Origin of the sequence: Streptomyces sp. C (assembly GCF_000158895.1) — a bacterium.
Taxonomy (GTDB): Bacteria; Actinomycetota; Actinomycetes; order Streptomycetales; family Streptomycetaceae; genus Streptomyces; species Streptomyces racemochromogenes.
The window spans coordinates 5,659,398-5,673,995 of sequence record NZ_GG657750.1 but is presented as its reverse complement, the minus strand read 5'-3'; the positions used below and the strand labels follow the sequence as shown (position 1 = coordinate 5,673,995).

Below are 14,598 nucleotides of genomic sequence, written 5' to 3'. Positions count from 1 at the left end.
CTCCTGGAGCGGACCTTCGCCCGGCGGTCCGCCGACACCTCCGCGGCCGTGTTCCTCGGCTGCGCGATGGAGCCCGACGCCTCGGTGAAGGTCCGCGCGGACGGCGCGCTCGTCTTCCCGCCGATACCGGACCTGCCGTTCAACCCGTACCGGGGTCTGCTGTACACGGCCGAGGAGCTGTTCACCGGTCTGGCCGAAGGCTACGAGGCCACCCCGGACGCCCAGGCGTACGCCTGGTTCCAGGAGACCAGGTCCGACGGCGACGTCTTCTCCTCGATGCTCCGCTCCATCCACGACGACGCCGTCTCCGACGCCCTCGACGAACACCTCGCGGGCGCCCGCGTCATCGGCGTCATGGGCGGCCACGCCATGGCCCGCGGCGGCACGGAGTACCGCGGCGCGGCGGAGCTGGGCCGGACCCTGGCCCGGTCCGGGCTGACGGTCGCCACCGGCGGCGGCCCCGGCGCGATGGAGGCCGCCAACCTGGGCGCCTACCTGGCGCCCGCCCCGGACGAGGCCCTGCCCGAGGCGCTGGAGCTGCTGGCGAAGGTGCCCTCCTTCAGCCCGTCCGTGTCCGACTGGGCGCGCGCGGCCTTCGCCGTACGGGAGCGCTGGCCCCGCGGCGGGGACTCGGTCGGGATCCCCACCTGGTTCTACGGCCACGAGCCGCCGAACGCCTTCGCGGCGCAGATCGCCAAGTACTTCGCGAACGCCACCCGCGAGGACGGGCTGCTCGCCCGGTCCAACGCGGGGGTGGTGTTCCTGCCGGGTGCCGCGGGCACCGTGCAGGAGGTCTTCGACAACGCCACGCCGAACTACTACGAGTCGCGGTCCGAGCCGACCCCGATGGTCCTGGTCGACCGCGCCCACTGGACCGAGCGGCTGCCGGTCTGGCCGCTGCTGCGGGCGCTGTCGTCGGGCCGGGCGATGGAGTCGCGGATCGCGCTGGTGGACTCGGTGGACGAGGTCCCGGACGCGCTCGCGGCCATGGCCTGAACCCCCGAGGGCAAAGAACCGGTCAACGAATTCCCTGGCGGAGGCAACTTCCCGGCCCGTTGTGACGTCTGGCAGAGGTACCGCCTTACCTGCCAGACGTTGAACGGAGCCTTCTGTGCTCATAGGCCTGCTGACCGCCGTCGCGGCGTCCATCTGCTACGGGACGGGCTCTGTCCTGCAAGCCGTGGGCTCGCGCCGCGCCGCCCGGATGTCACCGGCCGCCGCCGGCGTGACCGCCCACGGCGGACCGAACCTGACCTCCACCGCCAAGGCCGCGATGACCTGGGAGTTCATCGTCGGCACCATCCTGGACTTCGTGGGCTTCGGACTGGGCGCGCTGGCGGCCCGCATGCTGCCCCTGTTCCTCTCCCAGACGGTCATCAGCGCCAACCTGGTCATCACCGCCGTCCTCAGCGTGAAGATGCTGGGCATCCGGCTGACCCGCAAGGAATGGACCTCGATCGGCGTCGTCTGCGCGGCGCTGGTGCTGCTGGCGACCGCCGCCGGCCACGAGGGCGACCACCACGCCCCGATGTCCACGCACTGGTGGCTGCTGGCCGTGACCCTGCTGATCATCGTCGGCGGCACGGTGGCCGTACGGTTCCTCGGCGCCCGGGCCGCGATCCTGGCGGGCCTGCTGTCCGGTCTGGCCTTCGGCGCGCTGGGCGTCGGCGTGCGCATCCTCGACGGCGTGGACCCCTTCGACCCGGTCACCCTCGCCACCGACCCGGCGCTGTACGCCATCCTGATCGCGGGCATCGGCGGCATGTACCTGCACACGGTGGCCCTCCAGATCGGCTCGGTCAACGGCGCCACCGCCGCCCTGGTCGTCGGCGAGACGGTGCTCCCGGGCGCGATCGGCGTCCTGTGGCTCGGCGACGCCTCCCGTCCGGGGCTGGCCTGGCTCGCGGTGACCGGCTTCGTGCTGGCGGTCGCCGGCGCCGTCGCGGTGGCCTGGTACGGCAACCACGACGGGGCCGAGGACCCCGCCGAGGAACCGGTTCCGGCACCGGTGGCCTGACCCTCCCGGCCCGGCCCCCGCGGCCGGGCCGGGATTCACCCCCGTGGGCCCCTCCGGTGGCGGGGGCCGGGCGGGTGCCGCCTGCTGGGGGCATGGAGTCCACCACCACGCGGATGCGCACGCCACGGGCCGCCGGGACGGCCGGGCTCGTCTTCGCCGTGCTGCTCGCGGTGGCGATCGTGCTGATGAGGCTCGCCATCCCCTCCGGGAGCCCCTCCGACGCCCCGGTCGCCGACGCCGACCGCTGGGCCGTCCGGCTGGCCCTGGAGATCGTGCCGTTCGCCGGGATCTTCTTCCTCTGGTTCATGGGGGCCTTGCGCGCGCACTCCGGCGGCGGAGAGGACCGGTTCGTCGCGGCGGTGTTCCTCGGCAGCGGCTACGTCTTCGTCGGGACCCTGTTCGTCGCCGCCGCCGCGGCGGGCACCGTGCTCCAGGAGACCGTCCCTCCGTCGGGATTCGGCCGCCCCTTCGCGTACACCGTGCTCACCACGTACGCGATGCGCATGGCGGCCGTCTTCGTCTTCGTGACCTCCACGATGGGGCGCCGCCTGGGCTTCTTCCCGCGCCCGCTGGTCGCGCTGGGCTTCGCCACCGGGCTGGTGCTGCTCCTGGGGTCCGGGGTGCCCTGGGCCGAGATGGTCTTCCCGTTCTGGATGCTCCTCGTCAGCCTGCACGTAAAAAAAAAACAACCTGCGGCGGAGCGCCTGAGGCCCGGCCCCCGCCCCTCCCGCAGGCGGCGCGCGGGTCTCGCGCGCATGCTGGAGGACGGGAGGGTGTCGGGGGTCCGTGGGGGGCAACAGGTCACGGAAAGGCTGATGCCCCATGAGGCTTGTCGTGGACCTCAACCGGTGCCAGGGGTACGCGCAGTGCGCGTTCCTCGCACCGGACGTCTTCGCCATGCACGGGGACGAGTCCCTGCTCTACGACCCGCAGCCCGACGAGGAGCACCGCGAGAACGTCGTCCGCGCCGTCCACGCCTGCCCCGTCCGGGCCATCCTGCTGGACGCCGTGAACGGGTCCCTGTCGACCGCGGAGGCGCGTGGTGAGCGGTGACGCAGCCCTGGAGCGGCTCAAGCGCGAAGGCCGCATCGTCGTCGTGGGAGCCTCCCTGGCGGGCCTGCGGGCCGCCGAGACCCTGCGCGAGAAGGGGTTCGCCGGATCCCTGACGATGATCGGCGACGAACCCCACGAGCCGTACGACCGGCCCCCGCTGTCCAAGCAGGTCCTGCTCGGCAAGGCGACCGCGGACCGCACGGCCCTGCCCAGGCGCCTGGACATCGACGCCAAGTGGCGGCTCGGCGTACCGGCCGCCGGCCTGGACATGAAGGGCCGCCGGGTCCGCCTCGCCGACGGCGACGAGGTGGAGTACGACCGGCTGCTGATCGCCACCGGCGTCCGCGCCCGGCCGTGGCCCAAACCGGAGGAGGGCGCCCTCGACGGGGTCTTCGTCCTGCGCACCCGGGACGACGGCGCGGCCCTGGAACGCGCGCTGGCGGCGGGGCCCGGCCGGGTCCTCGTCATCGGCGCGGGGTTCACCGGCTCCGAGATCGCCTCCGCCTGCCGGGAACGCGGCCTGGCCGTCACCGTGGCGGAACGCGGCGACGCGCCCCTGGTCGGGGCGCTCGGCGGGGTGGTCGGCGCGGTCGCGGCCGAGATGCACCGCGAGAACGGGGTGGACCTGCGCACCGGGATCATGGTGACGGCCCTGGAGGGCGACTCCTCCGGAAGGGTCCGCTCCGCACACCTCTCCGACGGCACCACGCTGGAGGCGGAGGTGGTGGTCGTCTCGCTCGGCGCCCAGCGCAACACCGAGTGGCTGACCGGGTCCGGACTCGGCGCCGGTCCGCGCGGCATCGCCTGCGACGCGGGCTGCCGGGCCTTCGACATCTGGGGCATCGTCACCGACGACATCTACGTGGCCGGCGACGTGGCCCGCTCCCCGCACGCCCTCTTCGGCTACCAGTTCCTGTCCCTGGAGCACTGGGGCAACGCCGTCGCCCAGGCCGAGACGGCCGCGCACAACATGCTCAGCGAGAGCGCGGAGCGCCGCCCGCACGTATGGGTACCGGCCTTCTGGTCGTCCCAGTTCGGGGTGAACATCAAGTCGGTCGGGGTCCCCTCGATGGGGACCGAGATCGTCATCACCCAGGGCTCGCGCGCCGAGCGCCGCTTCGTCGGCGTCTACGGCTACCAGGGGCGCGTCATCGGTGCCGTCACCTTCGACCAGTGCCGCTGGCTGGACTTCTACGAGCAGCAGATCGAGCAGACGGCGCCGTTCCCGCCGCCCTACTCGACGGTGGACCGCAGGCCCGAGGGGAACCGGCCGCTGGACGCGGACTTCCCCGACCCGTCGATCCCGACGCACGGCCCGACCATCACCCTGAGCGGCTACTCACCGGCCGACCGGCGGATGAAGTTCACGCCGGCGCACAACTGAGCACGAGGACCTCTCATGACTGAAGGCATCCTGCGGCAGATCCTCGACTACTCCAGCCGGGCCGATCCGTACCCCCTGTACGAGGAGCTCCGCAAGACCCCGGTGTTCCACGACGGGACCGGCCCGTACGTCCTCAGCACCTACCACGAGATCAAGGGCCTGCTGCACGATCCGCGGATCAGCTCCGACTCCCGCAACCTGACGGCGGTCGCGGGAGACCCGCTGAGCGAGGCGGGCGAGGACGAGGGGGAGGGCGTCCTGCCGCCCTCCTTCCTGAAGCTGGACCCGCCCGACCACGACCGGCTGCGCCGGATGACGAACCGACCGTTCGGGCCGCCGCACTCGCCGCGCCGCGTCGAGCAGATGCGCGGTGAGCTGGGCGGCATCGTCAAGGGCCTGATCGACGCGATCGCGAAGGAGGGCGACCCCTCGCGGATCGACCTGGTCGAGGAGTTCTCGTACCCGTTCCCGGTCACGGTGATCTGCCGGCTGCTGGGCATCCCGCCCGAGGACGAGGCGCGCTTCCACGTCTGGGCCGACACGCTCGCCGCGAGCCTGGACCCGGATCCGGGCGCCGATCCGGCCGTGCGCGCGGAGAAGACGAAGGGCGCCCGGATGGAGCTCGGCATGTACCTGGCCGGGCTGATCGAGGAGCGGCGCAAGAACCCCACCGGGGACATGCTGTCGGAGCTGGCGACCGCACAGGGGCCCGACGGCACCATGACCACCATGGAGGTGCTGAGCACGGCGGCGCTGCTGCTGATCGCGGGGCACGAGACCACCGTCAACCTGATCACGAACGGCATGCTCACCCTGCTGCGGCATCCGCAGCACCTGGCCCGGCTGCGCGCCGAGCCGGACCTGGGCGTGCCCATCGTGGAGGAGCTGCTGCGCTACGAGCCGCCCGTGCAGCTGCTGCCGCAGCGCAGCACCCTCTCCGACATCGAGGTGGCGGGGGTGACCATCCCCAAGGGCTCCTCGCTCTGGCTGATCCTGGCTTCCGGGAACCGCGACCCGAAGCGGTTCGAGAACCCGGACCGGTTCGACCCGGACCGCCAGGACGTCCAGCACCTTGGCCTCGGCAGCGGCATCCACAGCTGCTTCGGCGCGCCGCTGGCCCGGCTGGAGGCGGCACTGGCGCTGAGCGAGCTGGCGCGCAGGCTGGAGAACCCCCGGCTGCTGGAGGACCCGCCGCCCTACCGGCAGAACGCGGTCCTGCGCGGCCCGCGCCACCTGCCGATCGCCGTCGACGGCATCCGGGACTAGGCCGTCCCTCCCGGACTAGCCCGGCAGGACGACGACCTGCGACGGGCTGAACGCCACCGCGACCCGGTCCCCCACGGCCGGCGCGGTGGCCAGCTCGCACTCGGCCTCCAGTACGGGCCCCGACGCGGGCCGCAGCCGCAGGGCCACGTGCGTGCCCCGGAAGGTCCGGGACTCCACCACGCAGCCCAGCCCGGCCTCGCACAGCACCACCCCGGCGGGGCGGACCAGCAGCCGCCGCTCCCCCTCGGGAGTGCCGGCCGGGACGGGCACCCTGCCCCACGCGGTCGCGGCGGCGGTACCGGCCACCGTGCCCGGGACCACGTTCTCGAAGCCGAGGAAGCGGGCCACGAACTCCGACGCGGGCCGCTGCCACACCTCCAGCGGGGTCCCGGCCTGCGCGATCCGCCCGTCCCGCATCACCACCACCCGGTCGGCCAGCGCGAAGGCCTCGCCCTGGTCGTGGGTGACGGCCAGGACGGTGGTGCCCAGCCGGGAGAACAGCCCCTGGAGCTCGACCACCAGCCGCTCGCGCAGCCCCCGGTCCAGCTGGCCGAGCGGCTCGTCCAGCATCAGCAGCCGGGGCGAGGGGGCCAGTGCCCGGGCGAGGGCCACCCGCTGCTGCTCCCCGCCGGACAGCGAGGAGACGGCCCGGCCCTGCGCCCCCGGGAGCCCGACCAGCTCCAGCAGCTCCGCGACCCGGGCCCCGTACGAGCCCTTCGGGGTGCCCTGCACGCGCAGGCCGAAGGAGACGTTCCCGCCGACGTCCCGGTGCGGGAACAGCTGGTGGTCCTGGAACATCAGGCCCACCCCGCGCCGGTGCACCGGCACGCCGGCCTGGTCGGCCCCGCCGAGCAGCACCCGCCCCGCGGACACCCGCTGGAGGCCGGCCACCACCCGCAGCAGGGTGGACTTGCCGCTGCCGCTGGGGCCCAGCACGCACACGGTCTCGTGCTCGGCGACCTCCAGGTCGACCGCGTCCACGACCGCCCGGTCGCCGAAGCGGACCGTCACCCCTTCGAGCCGGAGCAGGGTCATCAGAACTCTCCCGAGGTCTTGTCGGGTCGCAGCCGCTCCAGCACCAGCAGGGACACCGCGCACACCAGCATCAGAATCGTGCTCAGGGCCATCGCCTGCCCGTAGTTCATCTCCCCGGCCCGCCCCAGCAGCCGCGCCACGGCCACCGGCAGCGTCGGGCGGTCGGGCCGGGCGATGAAGACGGTCGCGCCGAACTCGCCCAGCGAGACCGCGAAGGCGAAGCCCGCCGCGATCAGCAGCGCCCTCCGCACCAGCGGCAGGTCCACCTCCCGCCAGGCCCGCAGCGGCGAGGCCCCGAGGACGGCCGCCGCCTCCCGCAGCCGGCCGTCGACGGCCCGCAGCACCGGCAGCATGGTCCGTACGACGAACGGCACCCCGACCAGCGCCTGCGCGAGCGGCACCAGGATCCACGAGGTCCGCAGGTCCAGCGGCGGCTCGTCCAGGGTGATCAGGAACCCGAAGCCCACCGTCACGGCGGACACCCCGAGCGGCAGCATCAGCAGCGCGTCGAAGCCGCGCACGAAGCGGCCCCCGCGCCGGGTCAGGGCGGCCGCCGCGAGCCCCCCGATCACCAGGGCGATGGCGGTGGCGGCCAGCGCGTACCGGAGGGAGTTCCAGATCGCCTCCAGCGGCGGCACCAGAAACGTTCCGCCCCCGGAGCCCGCGTCCTGCAGCGCCCGGTAGAAGCCGAAGCCGTACCCGCCCGGGGCGTCGAAGGACCGCTCCATCAGCACCGCCAGCGGCGCCACCACCAGCAGCGCCACCGACAGCAGCACCCCGCCCAGCAGCCCCCGCTGCGCCCACCCGCGCGGCGGACGCGCGGTGCGCGCGGGGTCGACGAGCCGCAGCGCGGTCTCCCGCCGGCGCACGGTCCACGCGTGCACCGCGAGGACGGCGGCGATGGCCGCGAACTGCACCATCGTCAGCACGGCGGCGGTCGGCAGGTCCAGCAGCTGCGCCGTCTGCCGGTAGACCTCCACCTCCAGCGTGGCGTACGCGGGCCCGCCCAGGATCTGCACGACGCCGAAGGAGCTGAACGTGAACAGGAACACCATCAGCGAGGCCGCGGCCACCGCCGGCCCGAGCGCGGGCAGCACCACCCGCCGCCACGCCGCGAACCGCCCGGCGCCCAGCACCCGCGCGGCCTCCTCCTGGCGCGGGTCCAGCTGCGCCCAGAGCCCGCCGACGGTCCGCACCACGACGGCGTAGTTGAAGAAGACGTGGGCGAGCAGGATCGCCCACACGGTGGTGTCCAGCCGCACGCCCCACAGCTCGTCGAGCAGCCCGCCCCGCCCGACCAGCGCCAGGAAGGCACTGCCGACGACCACGGTCGGCAGCACGAAGGGGACGGTGACCAGCGCGCGCAGCACCTGCTTGCCGGGGAACTCCAGGCGCGCGAAGACGTAGGCGCCGGGCAGCGCGAGGAGCAGGGTGAGGGCGGTCGAGGCGAGCGCCTGCCAGGTGGTGAACCACAGCACGCCGCCGATGTCGGGCCGGCCGAGGACCTCGCCGATCCGGCCGAACTGCCAGCCCTCGTCCGTCTTGAGCCCCCGGCCGACGATCGCGGCGACGGGGTAGGCGAAGAACAGTCCGAAGAAGGCGAGCGGCACGGCCATCAGAGCGAGTCTGACGGCCGTGGCGCGCCCGCCCCCCGCAGGAAGGCGCTCTACTTCACGACGAGCGAGGACCACGTCTTGACCCACTGCTCACGGTTCTTGGCGATGGCCTCCGGAGCGACGTTCTCCGGCTTGTCGACCACGACGCCGTGCTTCGTGAACAGGTCCGGCAGCTTCGCGTCCTTGACGACCGGGTTCACGAACATCTGGAGCGGCATGTCCTCCTGGAACTTCTTGGAGACCAGGAAGTCGATGAGCGCCTTGCCGCCCTCCTCGTTCTTCGCGCCCTTGAGCAGGCCCGCGAACTCGACCTGGCGGAAGCAGGTGCCGGTGGCCACGCCCGTGGGCGCCTCGGCCGGCTGGGGCTCGCCGTAGAGGACCTCGACCGGCGGGCTGGAGGCGTAGGAGACGACCAGCGGGCGGTCGCCCTTGGCCTTCTTGCCGCCTGCGGAGCCGGAGAAGCGCTCGTTGTAGGCCTGCTCCCAGCCGTCGACGACCTCGACGCCGTTGGCCTTGAGCTTGCTCCAGTAGTCCTTCCAGCCCTCCTCGCCGTACTTGCCGACGGAGGCGAGGAGGAAGCCGAGTCCGGGCGAGGAGGTCGCGGCGTTCTCGGTGACCAGCAGGTTCTTGTACTCCGGCTTGACCAGGTCGTCCAGCGTCTGCGGCGGGGCGATCTTCTTGTCGGCGAAGTACGCCTTGTCGTAGTTGACGCAGATGTCACCGGAGTCGACCGGGGTGACGCGGTGCTGCTTGTCGAGCACGAACTCCGGCTTCACCGTGTCCAGGCCCTTGGCCTGGTAGGGGGTGAAGACGCCGTTGTCGAGGGCGCGCGAGAGCAGGGTGTTGTCGACGCCGAAGAAGACGTCGCCGCGCGGGGAGCCCTTGGTGAGGATCTCCTGGTTGAGCGCGGCGCCGGCGTCGCCGGACTTCAGCACCTTGACGGTGTAGCCGCTCTGCTGCTCGAACTCCTTGAGGACCGCCTCGGTCACGTTGAAGGAGTCGTGGGAGACGAGCGTGACCGTCTTGGACTTCGGGGCGTCGCCCGCGCCCGCGGACTTGTCCTTGGCGTCGCCGCCGCAGGCGCTGAGCGTGGTCACGCCGAGCGCGGCCGCGAGCGCCGCGCCCGCGATCTTCTTGGTGGTGCTCACTGGTGATTCCTCCTGGGATGACCAGGAGAAGACGCGGCCCTGCCCGGCGCTCTGTGAGAGCGGACGCCGGGCAGGGCGCAACAGCTTGAGTGGTGACCGAACTTCCTACCCCGAATGACCGGGGCGAGGTTCAGAGGGTCTGCGGATGACGGATACCGCACTCTCAGCGCTGTGGCGCTCCCCTGTCGGAATATGCAATTGGTTCGGCCACAGGGTACCCCTGCGGCCGATTCACGCCGGCCCCTGTCCGGAACGCAGTCGGAATCTAGCGTTCCGAGGCGGCGAGCTGACCGCACGCGCCGTCGATCTCCTGGCCGCGGGTGTCGCGCACGGTCACGGGCACGCCGTGGCGGGCGATCGCCTCGACGAAGGCCTTCTCGTCCTCGGGGCGCGAGGCGGTCCACTTGGAGCCCGGCGTCGGGTTCAGCGGGATCAGGTTGACGTGCACGCGCTTGCCCTTGAGCAGGCGGCCGAGCAGGTCGCCGCGCCAGGCCTGGTCGTTGATGTCGCGGATCAGGGCGTACTCGATGGAGATCCGGCGGCCGGACTTCTCCGCGTACTCCCAGGCGGCGTCGAGGACCTCGCGGACCTTCCAGCGGGTGTTGACGGGGACGAGCGTGTCGCGCAGCTCGTCGTCCGGGGCGTGCAGGGAGACCGCGAGGCGGCACTTGAAGCCCTCGTCGGCGAACCGCAGCATCGCCGGGACCAGGCCGACGGTGGAGACGGTGATGCCGCGCTGCGACAGGCCCAGGCCGTCGGGCTCCGGGTCGGTGAGGCGGCGGATGGCGCCGACGACGCGCTTGTAGTTCGCGAGCGGCTCGCCCATGCCCATGAAGACGATGTTGGAGAGCCGCGCCGGGCCGCCGGGGACCTCGCCGTCGCGCAGGGCGCGCATGCCGTCGACGATCTGGTGCACGATCTCGGCGGTGGAGAGGTTGCGGTCCAGGCCGGCCTGGCCGGTGGCGCAGAACGGGCAGTTCATGCCGCAGCCGGCCTGCGAGGAGATGCACATCGTGACCCGGTCCGGGTAGCGCATCAGCACGGACTCGACGAGCGTGCCGTCGTGCAGCTTCCACAGGGTCTTGCGGGTGGTGTCGTTGTCGCAGCTGATGTGCCGCACGACGTTCATGAGCTCCGGCAGCAGCTCCTGCTGGAGCTTCTCGCGCGAGGCGGCGGGGATGTCCGTCCACTCGGCCGGGTCGTGCGCGTAGCGGGCGAAGTAGTGCTGGGAGAGCTGCTTGGCCCGGAACGGCTTCTCACCGATCGCGGCCACCGCCTCGCGGCGCTCGGCCGGCGTGAGGTCGGCGAGGTGCCGCGGGGGCTTCTTCGCTCCGCGGGGCGCGACGAAGGTGAGCTCGCCCGGAACGGGACGGGGGGCCATGCTGTACTCCTCGGTACGACGGGGTGGGGGTCACCCCGCGCGTGCAGGGCCGGTCCGCGGCGACTCGGCCGCCGGACGGAAAAGGCGCGCCACGTGCACGTGGCGCGCCCTCCAGGATAACCCGGCCCGGACCGGTCAGCCGGTGCCGACGAACGCCGCCAGCAGCAGCCAGACCACCGGAGCGGTCGGCAGCAGCGAGTCCAGCCGGTCCATGATGCCTCCGTGGCCCGGGAGCAGCGTGCCCATGTCCTTGATGCCCAGGTCACGCTTGATCATCGACTCGCCGAGGTCGCCCAGTGTGGCGGAGACCGCCACCGCGAGGCCCAGCAGCAGGCCCTGCCACCAGGCGCCGCCGTCGATGAGGAACTCCATGCACAGGGCGCCGGCCGCCATCGCGAAGGCCACCGCTCCGAAGAGCCCCTCGCGGGTCTTGCCGGGGCTGATGCGCGGGGCCAGCTTGGTCTTGCCGAAGCGCCAGCCGACCGCGTACGCCCCGGTGTCGCTGACCACGGTCAGCAGCAGGAAGGTCACCACCCGCTGCGGGCCGTCGTCGGGGGTCAGCAGCATCGCGACGAAGGTGGCCAGGAACGGCACGTAGAACGCCGCGAAGACGCCGGCCGTGACGTCCTTGAGGTAGTCCTCGGGGGGCTCGGTCATCCGCCACACGAGGACGGCCAGCGCCGTGAGCGCCATCGCCACCCATGCGCCCTCGGCCCCGCGCACGTACCCGGCGATGATCATCGCCGCGCCGCCGACCGCGAGCGGGACCAGCGGGGCCTTGATGCCCTTCTTCTCCTGGAGCCGGGAGGTGAGCTCCCACAGGCCGACCACGACCGCGACGACGATGACGCCGACGAAGACGGCCTTGACGATGAACAGCGAAGCGAAGATCACCGCACCGAGGCCGACGCCGACCCCTATGGCGGCACGCAGATCCCGCCCCGCGCGCTTCTTCTGCGGCGGGGGCGAGGCGTCCTGCGGGGCCTGCGGAGGCGGAGGCGGGGGGCTGGGCATGGGCTCCTGCAACGGCGTCTCGGCGCGGAACGGGGGGCCGCCGGCGAAGGCGGCCCCCCGATCGCGTGCTTCCCGGTCGTCGAAGGCACGGCCGGCGGCATCGGGCACGATGGGCATGGGCGCAGTCTGCGGGCCCACCAGCGCATCGTATGCGGGACCCGCCGGAACCGGCTCAGCGGCCCAGGGAGAGTCGTTCATCAGACCTCGAGCAGCTCGGATTCCTTGTGCTTGAGCAGCTCGTCCACCTGCGCGACGTACTTCGCGGTGGTGTCGTCGAGCTCCTTCTCGGCGCGGCGCACCTCGTCCTCGCCGGCCTCCTTGTCCTTGACCAGCTTGTCGAGGGCGTCCTTGGCCTTGCGGCGCACGGAGCGGATGGAGACGCGGGAGTCCTCGGCCTTGGTCTTGGCGACCTTGATGAACTCCTTGCGGCGGTCCTGCGTCAGCTCCGGGAAGGTCACCCGGATGATGCGGCCGTCGTTGCTCGGGTTGACACCGAGGTCGGAGTCGCGGATCGCCTGCTCGATGTTGCGCAGCGCGGAGGCGTCGAACGGCGTCACGATCGCCATGCGCGGCTCGGGCACGGCGAAGGAGGCGAGCTGGTTGATGGGCGTGATGGCGCCGTAGTAGTCCGCCACGATCTTGTTGAACATCGCCGGGTGCGCACGGCCGGTGCGGATCGCGGCGAAGTCTTCCTTGGCGACGACGACGGCCTTCTCCATCTTCTCCTCGGCCTCGAGGAGGATTTCTTCGATCACCACGTGCTCCTGCATGTCAGATTTGGATGGTTCAGGCGGGCGCGGGCGGTCGGGCCGCCCGGACCGGACCCCTGCGGGTCCGGCTCGGTGTGCTCAGGCCCGGGTGCCCTGGTCGCTCACGAGCGTGCCGATCTTCTCACCCTTGACGGCGCGGGCGATATTGCCTTCGGCGAGCAGCTCGAAGACCAGGATCGGCAGCTGGTTGTCGCGGCACAGCGTGATGGCCGTGGCGTCGGCGACCTTGAGGTCCCGGGACAGCACCTCGCTGTACTCCAGCGCGTCGAACTTCACCGCGTCCGGATTGGTCTTCGGGTCGGAGTCGTAGACCCCGTCGACACCGTTCTTGCCCATGAGGAGGGCTTCGGCGTCGATCTCCAGGGCACGCTGGGCGGCCGTGGTGTCGGTGGAGAAGTAGGGCATGCCCATGCCCGCGCCGAAGATGACGACGCGGCCCTTCTCCAGGTGGCGCACGGCGCGCAGCGGGATGTACGGCTCCGCGACCTGCCCCATGGTGATGGCCGTCTGGACCCGGCTGTCGATGCCCTCCTTCTCCAGGAAGTCCTGGAGGGCGAGGCAGTTCATGACGGTTCCGAGCATGCCCATGTAGTCGGACCGGGCCCGGTCCATGCCGCGCTGCTGAAGCTCCGCGCCGCGGAAGAAGTTGCCGCCGCCGATGACGACCGCGATCTCGGCCCCGTCGCGGACCACGGCCGCGATCTCGCGGGCGATGGCGTGCACGACGTCGGGGTCGACACCCAGTCCGCCGCCGCCGGAGAAGGCTTCGCCGGACAGCTTCAGCATGAAGCGGCGACCCTTCTTCTCGTGGTCGCTCTTGTCGTCGGATGCGGTGTGGGGGTCCACGCCCTGATTCATGGAGATCTCCTCGTGCACATACGAAGAAGGCCATTGCCGGTGGGTCCTCGCGGTTCCCTCTGCGGCAATGGCCTCCTCGTCAGATCTGCGGTCGTCCTGCGCGAGCACGGACGACTGCTTCAGACCCTATCGGGGTCCGGTGTCCGTCGCGTACGGACGGACTCAGATGCCGACCTTGATGCGGGTGAACGCCTTCAGGGTGACACCGGCCTCGTCCAGAACCTTCTGGACGGACTTCTTGTTGTCCAGCGCGTACGGCTGGCCGAGCAGCGTGGCGTCCTTGAAGAAGCCGTTGACGCGACCCTCGACGATCTTGGCGATCGCGGCCTCGGGCTTGCCCTCGGCGCGGGTGGTCTCCTCGGCGACGCGGCGCTCGGACTCGACGACCTCGGCCGGGACGTCCTCGGCGGTCAGGTACTTCGGCGAGAACGCGGCGATGTGCTGGGCGATGCCCTTGGCCAGGTCGGCGTCGGCCTTGTCCAGCTCGACCAGGACACCGATCTGCGGGGGCAGGTCGGGCATGGTGCGGTGCATGTAGGAGGCCACGAAGGCACCCTCGTACGCCGCGAAGCGGTCCAGGACGATCTTCTCGCCGAGGTTGGCGTTGGCCTCGTCCACGAACGCCTGGACGGTCTTGCCGGCCTCGATCTCGGACGCCAGCAGCGCCTCGATGTCCGCCGGCTTGGTGGCGGCCACGTGGGCGGCGAGCTGGTCGGCGACGGCCAGGAACTTCGGGCTCTTGGCGACGAAGTCCGTCTCGCACTTGAGCTCGACGAGCACGCCGGAGGTGGCGTCCTCGGAGATCAGGGAGGTGACGGCACCGTTCTCGGCGGAACGGCCCTCGCGCTTGGCGACACCCTTCAGGCCCTTGATACGCAGGGCCTCGACGGCCTTGTCGACGTCGCCGTCGGACTCGACGAGGGCCTTCTTGCAGTCCATCATGCCGGCGCCGGTGAGCTCGCGGAGCTTCTTGACGTCAGCGGCGGTGTAGTTCGCCATGAGTCTGTGATTCTCTCTCGAAGTCGTAGATCTACGGGTGAACGGCGGAGGAGCGCG

The 14,598-nt window shown here is 71.8% G+C and carries 14 protein-coding genes and 1 riboswitch; of the genes, 5 read left to right on the top strand and 9 right to left on the bottom strand.

Annotated elements, in window-relative coordinates:
- Together SSNG_RS25815 and SSNG_RS25810 are read left to right on the top strand one after the other, a co-directional pair.
- Nucleotides 1-996: LOG family protein (locus tag SSNG_RS25815; protein WP_063749910.1), on the top strand; the 996-nt coding region annotated here is incomplete at its 5' end.
- A 115-nt stretch (nucleotides 997-1,111) separates the two neighbouring features.
- Nucleotides 1,112-2,017, top strand: a complete 906-nt coding sequence (locus tag SSNG_RS25810) for a hypothetical protein (protein WP_042801908.1) — start codon at nucleotides 1,112-1,114, stop codon at nucleotides 2,015-2,017.
- Between the two features lie 376 nt (nucleotides 2,018-2,393).
- On the opposite strand, the gene SSNG_RS45365 is transcribed toward SSNG_RS25810, so the two are convergent.
- Nucleotides 2,394-2,774, bottom strand: a complete 381-nt coding sequence (locus tag SSNG_RS45365) for a hypothetical protein (protein WP_206731332.1) — start codon at nucleotides 2,772-2,774, stop codon at nucleotides 2,394-2,396.
- A gap of 65 nt (nucleotides 2,775-2,839) precedes the next feature.
- Here SSNG_RS45365 and SSNG_RS25800 point away from each other — a divergent pair, with 65 nt between their 5' ends.
- The 3 genes from SSNG_RS25800 to SSNG_RS25790 are packed head-to-tail and all read left to right on the top strand — an operon-like array spanning nucleotide 2,840 to nucleotide 5,720.
- Nucleotides 2,840-3,070 (top strand): ferredoxin, encoded by a 231-nt coding sequence (locus SSNG_RS25800; RefSeq protein ID WP_042801903.1) that lies wholly within the window; start codon nucleotides 2,840-2,842, stop codon nucleotides 3,068-3,070.
- Complete coding sequence (locus SSNG_RS25795; RefSeq protein WP_042801901.1) at nucleotides 3,060-4,454, top strand: FAD-dependent oxidoreductase; 1,395 nt, start codon at nucleotides 3,060-3,062, stop codon at nucleotides 4,452-4,454. The genes SSNG_RS25800 and SSNG_RS25795 overlap by 11 nt, the downstream gene beginning before the upstream one ends.
- A gap of 15 nt (nucleotides 4,455-4,469) precedes the next feature.
- On the top strand, nucleotides 4,470-5,720 hold the full coding sequence (locus SSNG_RS25790; protein ID WP_007266852.1) for a cytochrome P450: 1,251 nt from the start codon (nucleotides 4,470-4,472) through the stop codon (nucleotides 5,718-5,720).
- A gap of 15 nt (nucleotides 5,721-5,735) precedes the next feature.
- On the opposite strand, the gene SSNG_RS25785 is transcribed toward SSNG_RS25790, so the two are convergent.
- From SSNG_RS25785 to tsf, 8 genes are all read right to left on the bottom strand, one after another.
- Nucleotides 5,736-6,755, bottom strand: a complete 1,020-nt coding sequence (locus SSNG_RS25785; RefSeq protein WP_007266851.1) for an ABC transporter ATP-binding protein — start codon at nucleotides 6,753-6,755, stop codon at nucleotides 5,736-5,738.
- Entirely contained in the window at nucleotides 6,755-8,371 is a 1,617-nt protein-coding gene (locus SSNG_RS25780; RefSeq protein WP_042801899.1) for an iron ABC transporter permease, read from the bottom strand. Before SSNG_RS25780 ends, SSNG_RS25785 begins: the two co-directional genes overlap by 1 nt.
- Nucleotides 8,372-8,421: 50 nt before the next feature.
- Nucleotides 8,422-9,519, bottom strand: coding sequence for a thiamine ABC transporter substrate-binding protein (locus SSNG_RS25775; RefSeq protein ID WP_007266849.1), 1,098 nt, complete (start codon nucleotides 9,517-9,519; stop codon nucleotides 8,422-8,424).
- A gap of 84 nt (nucleotides 9,520-9,603) precedes the next feature.
- A riboswitch (TPP riboswitch) is annotated at nucleotides 9,604-9,713 on the bottom strand.
- A 71-nt stretch (nucleotides 9,714-9,784) separates the two neighbouring features.
- Complete coding sequence (gene rlmN, locus SSNG_RS25770; protein ID WP_007266848.1) at nucleotides 9,785-10,900, bottom strand: 23S rRNA (adenine(2503)-C(2))-methyltransferase RlmN; 1,116 nt, start codon at nucleotides 10,898-10,900, stop codon at nucleotides 9,785-9,787.
- A gap of 135 nt (nucleotides 10,901-11,035) precedes the next feature.
- Nucleotides 11,036-12,112 (bottom strand): phosphatidate cytidylyltransferase, encoded by a 1,077-nt coding sequence (locus SSNG_RS25765; RefSeq protein WP_042801897.1) that lies wholly within the window; start codon nucleotides 12,110-12,112, stop codon nucleotides 11,036-11,038.
- Nucleotides 12,112-12,669, bottom strand: coding sequence for a ribosome recycling factor (frr, locus tag SSNG_RS25760; RefSeq protein WP_007266846.1), 558 nt, complete (start codon nucleotides 12,667-12,669; stop codon nucleotides 12,112-12,114). The genes SSNG_RS25765 and frr overlap by 1 nt, the downstream gene beginning before the upstream one ends.
- A gap of 93 nt (nucleotides 12,670-12,762) precedes the next feature.
- On the bottom strand, nucleotides 12,763-13,542 hold the full coding sequence (pyrH, locus tag SSNG_RS25755; protein ID WP_007266845.1) for a UMP kinase: 780 nt from the start codon (nucleotides 13,540-13,542) through the stop codon (nucleotides 12,763-12,765).
- Between the two features lie 162 nt (nucleotides 13,543-13,704).
- Nucleotides 13,705-14,541, bottom strand: coding sequence for a translation elongation factor Ts (tsf, locus tag SSNG_RS25750; RefSeq protein WP_007266844.1), 837 nt, complete (start codon nucleotides 14,539-14,541; stop codon nucleotides 13,705-13,707).
- Between the last annotated feature and the right edge of the window lie 57 nt (nucleotides 14,542-14,598).

What these genes read in the sequence shown, in the direction of transcription:
- SSNG_RS25785 (WP_007266851.1), bottom strand. Translation starts at nt 6,755, where the DNA reads ATGACCCTGCTCCGGCTCGAAGGGGTGACGGTCCGCTTCGGCGACCGG.
- SSNG_RS25790 (WP_007266852.1), top strand. Translation starts at nt 4,470, where the DNA reads ATGACTGAAGGCATCCTGCGGCAGATCCTCGACTACTCCAGCCGGGCC.
- rlmN (WP_007266848.1), bottom strand. Translation starts at nt 10,900, where the DNA reads ATGGCCCCCCGTCCCGTTCCGGGCGAGCTCACCTTCGTCGCGCCCCGC.
- SSNG_RS25765 (WP_042801897.1), bottom strand. Translation starts at nt 12,112, where the DNA reads ATGAACGACTCTCCCTGGGCCGCTGAGCCGGTTCCGGCGGGTCCCGCA.
- SSNG_RS25780 (WP_042801899.1), bottom strand. Translation starts at nt 8,371, where the DNA reads ATGGCCGTGCCGCTCGCCTTCTTCGGACTGTTCTTCGCCTACCCCGTC.
- pyrH (WP_007266845.1), bottom strand. Translation starts at nt 13,542, where the DNA reads ATGAATCAGGGCGTGGACCCCCACACCGCATCCGACGACAAGAGCGAC.
- SSNG_RS45365 (WP_206731332.1), bottom strand. Translation starts at nt 2,774, where the DNA reads ATGCGCGCGAGACCCGCGCGCCGCCTGCGGGAGGGGCGGGGGCCGGGC.
- tsf (WP_007266844.1), bottom strand. Translation starts at nt 14,541, where the DNA reads ATGGCGAACTACACCGCCGCTGACGTCAAGAAGCTCCGCGAGCTCACC.
- SSNG_RS25800 (WP_042801903.1), top strand. Translation starts at nt 2,840, where the DNA reads ATGAGGCTTGTCGTGGACCTCAACCGGTGCCAGGGGTACGCGCAGTGC.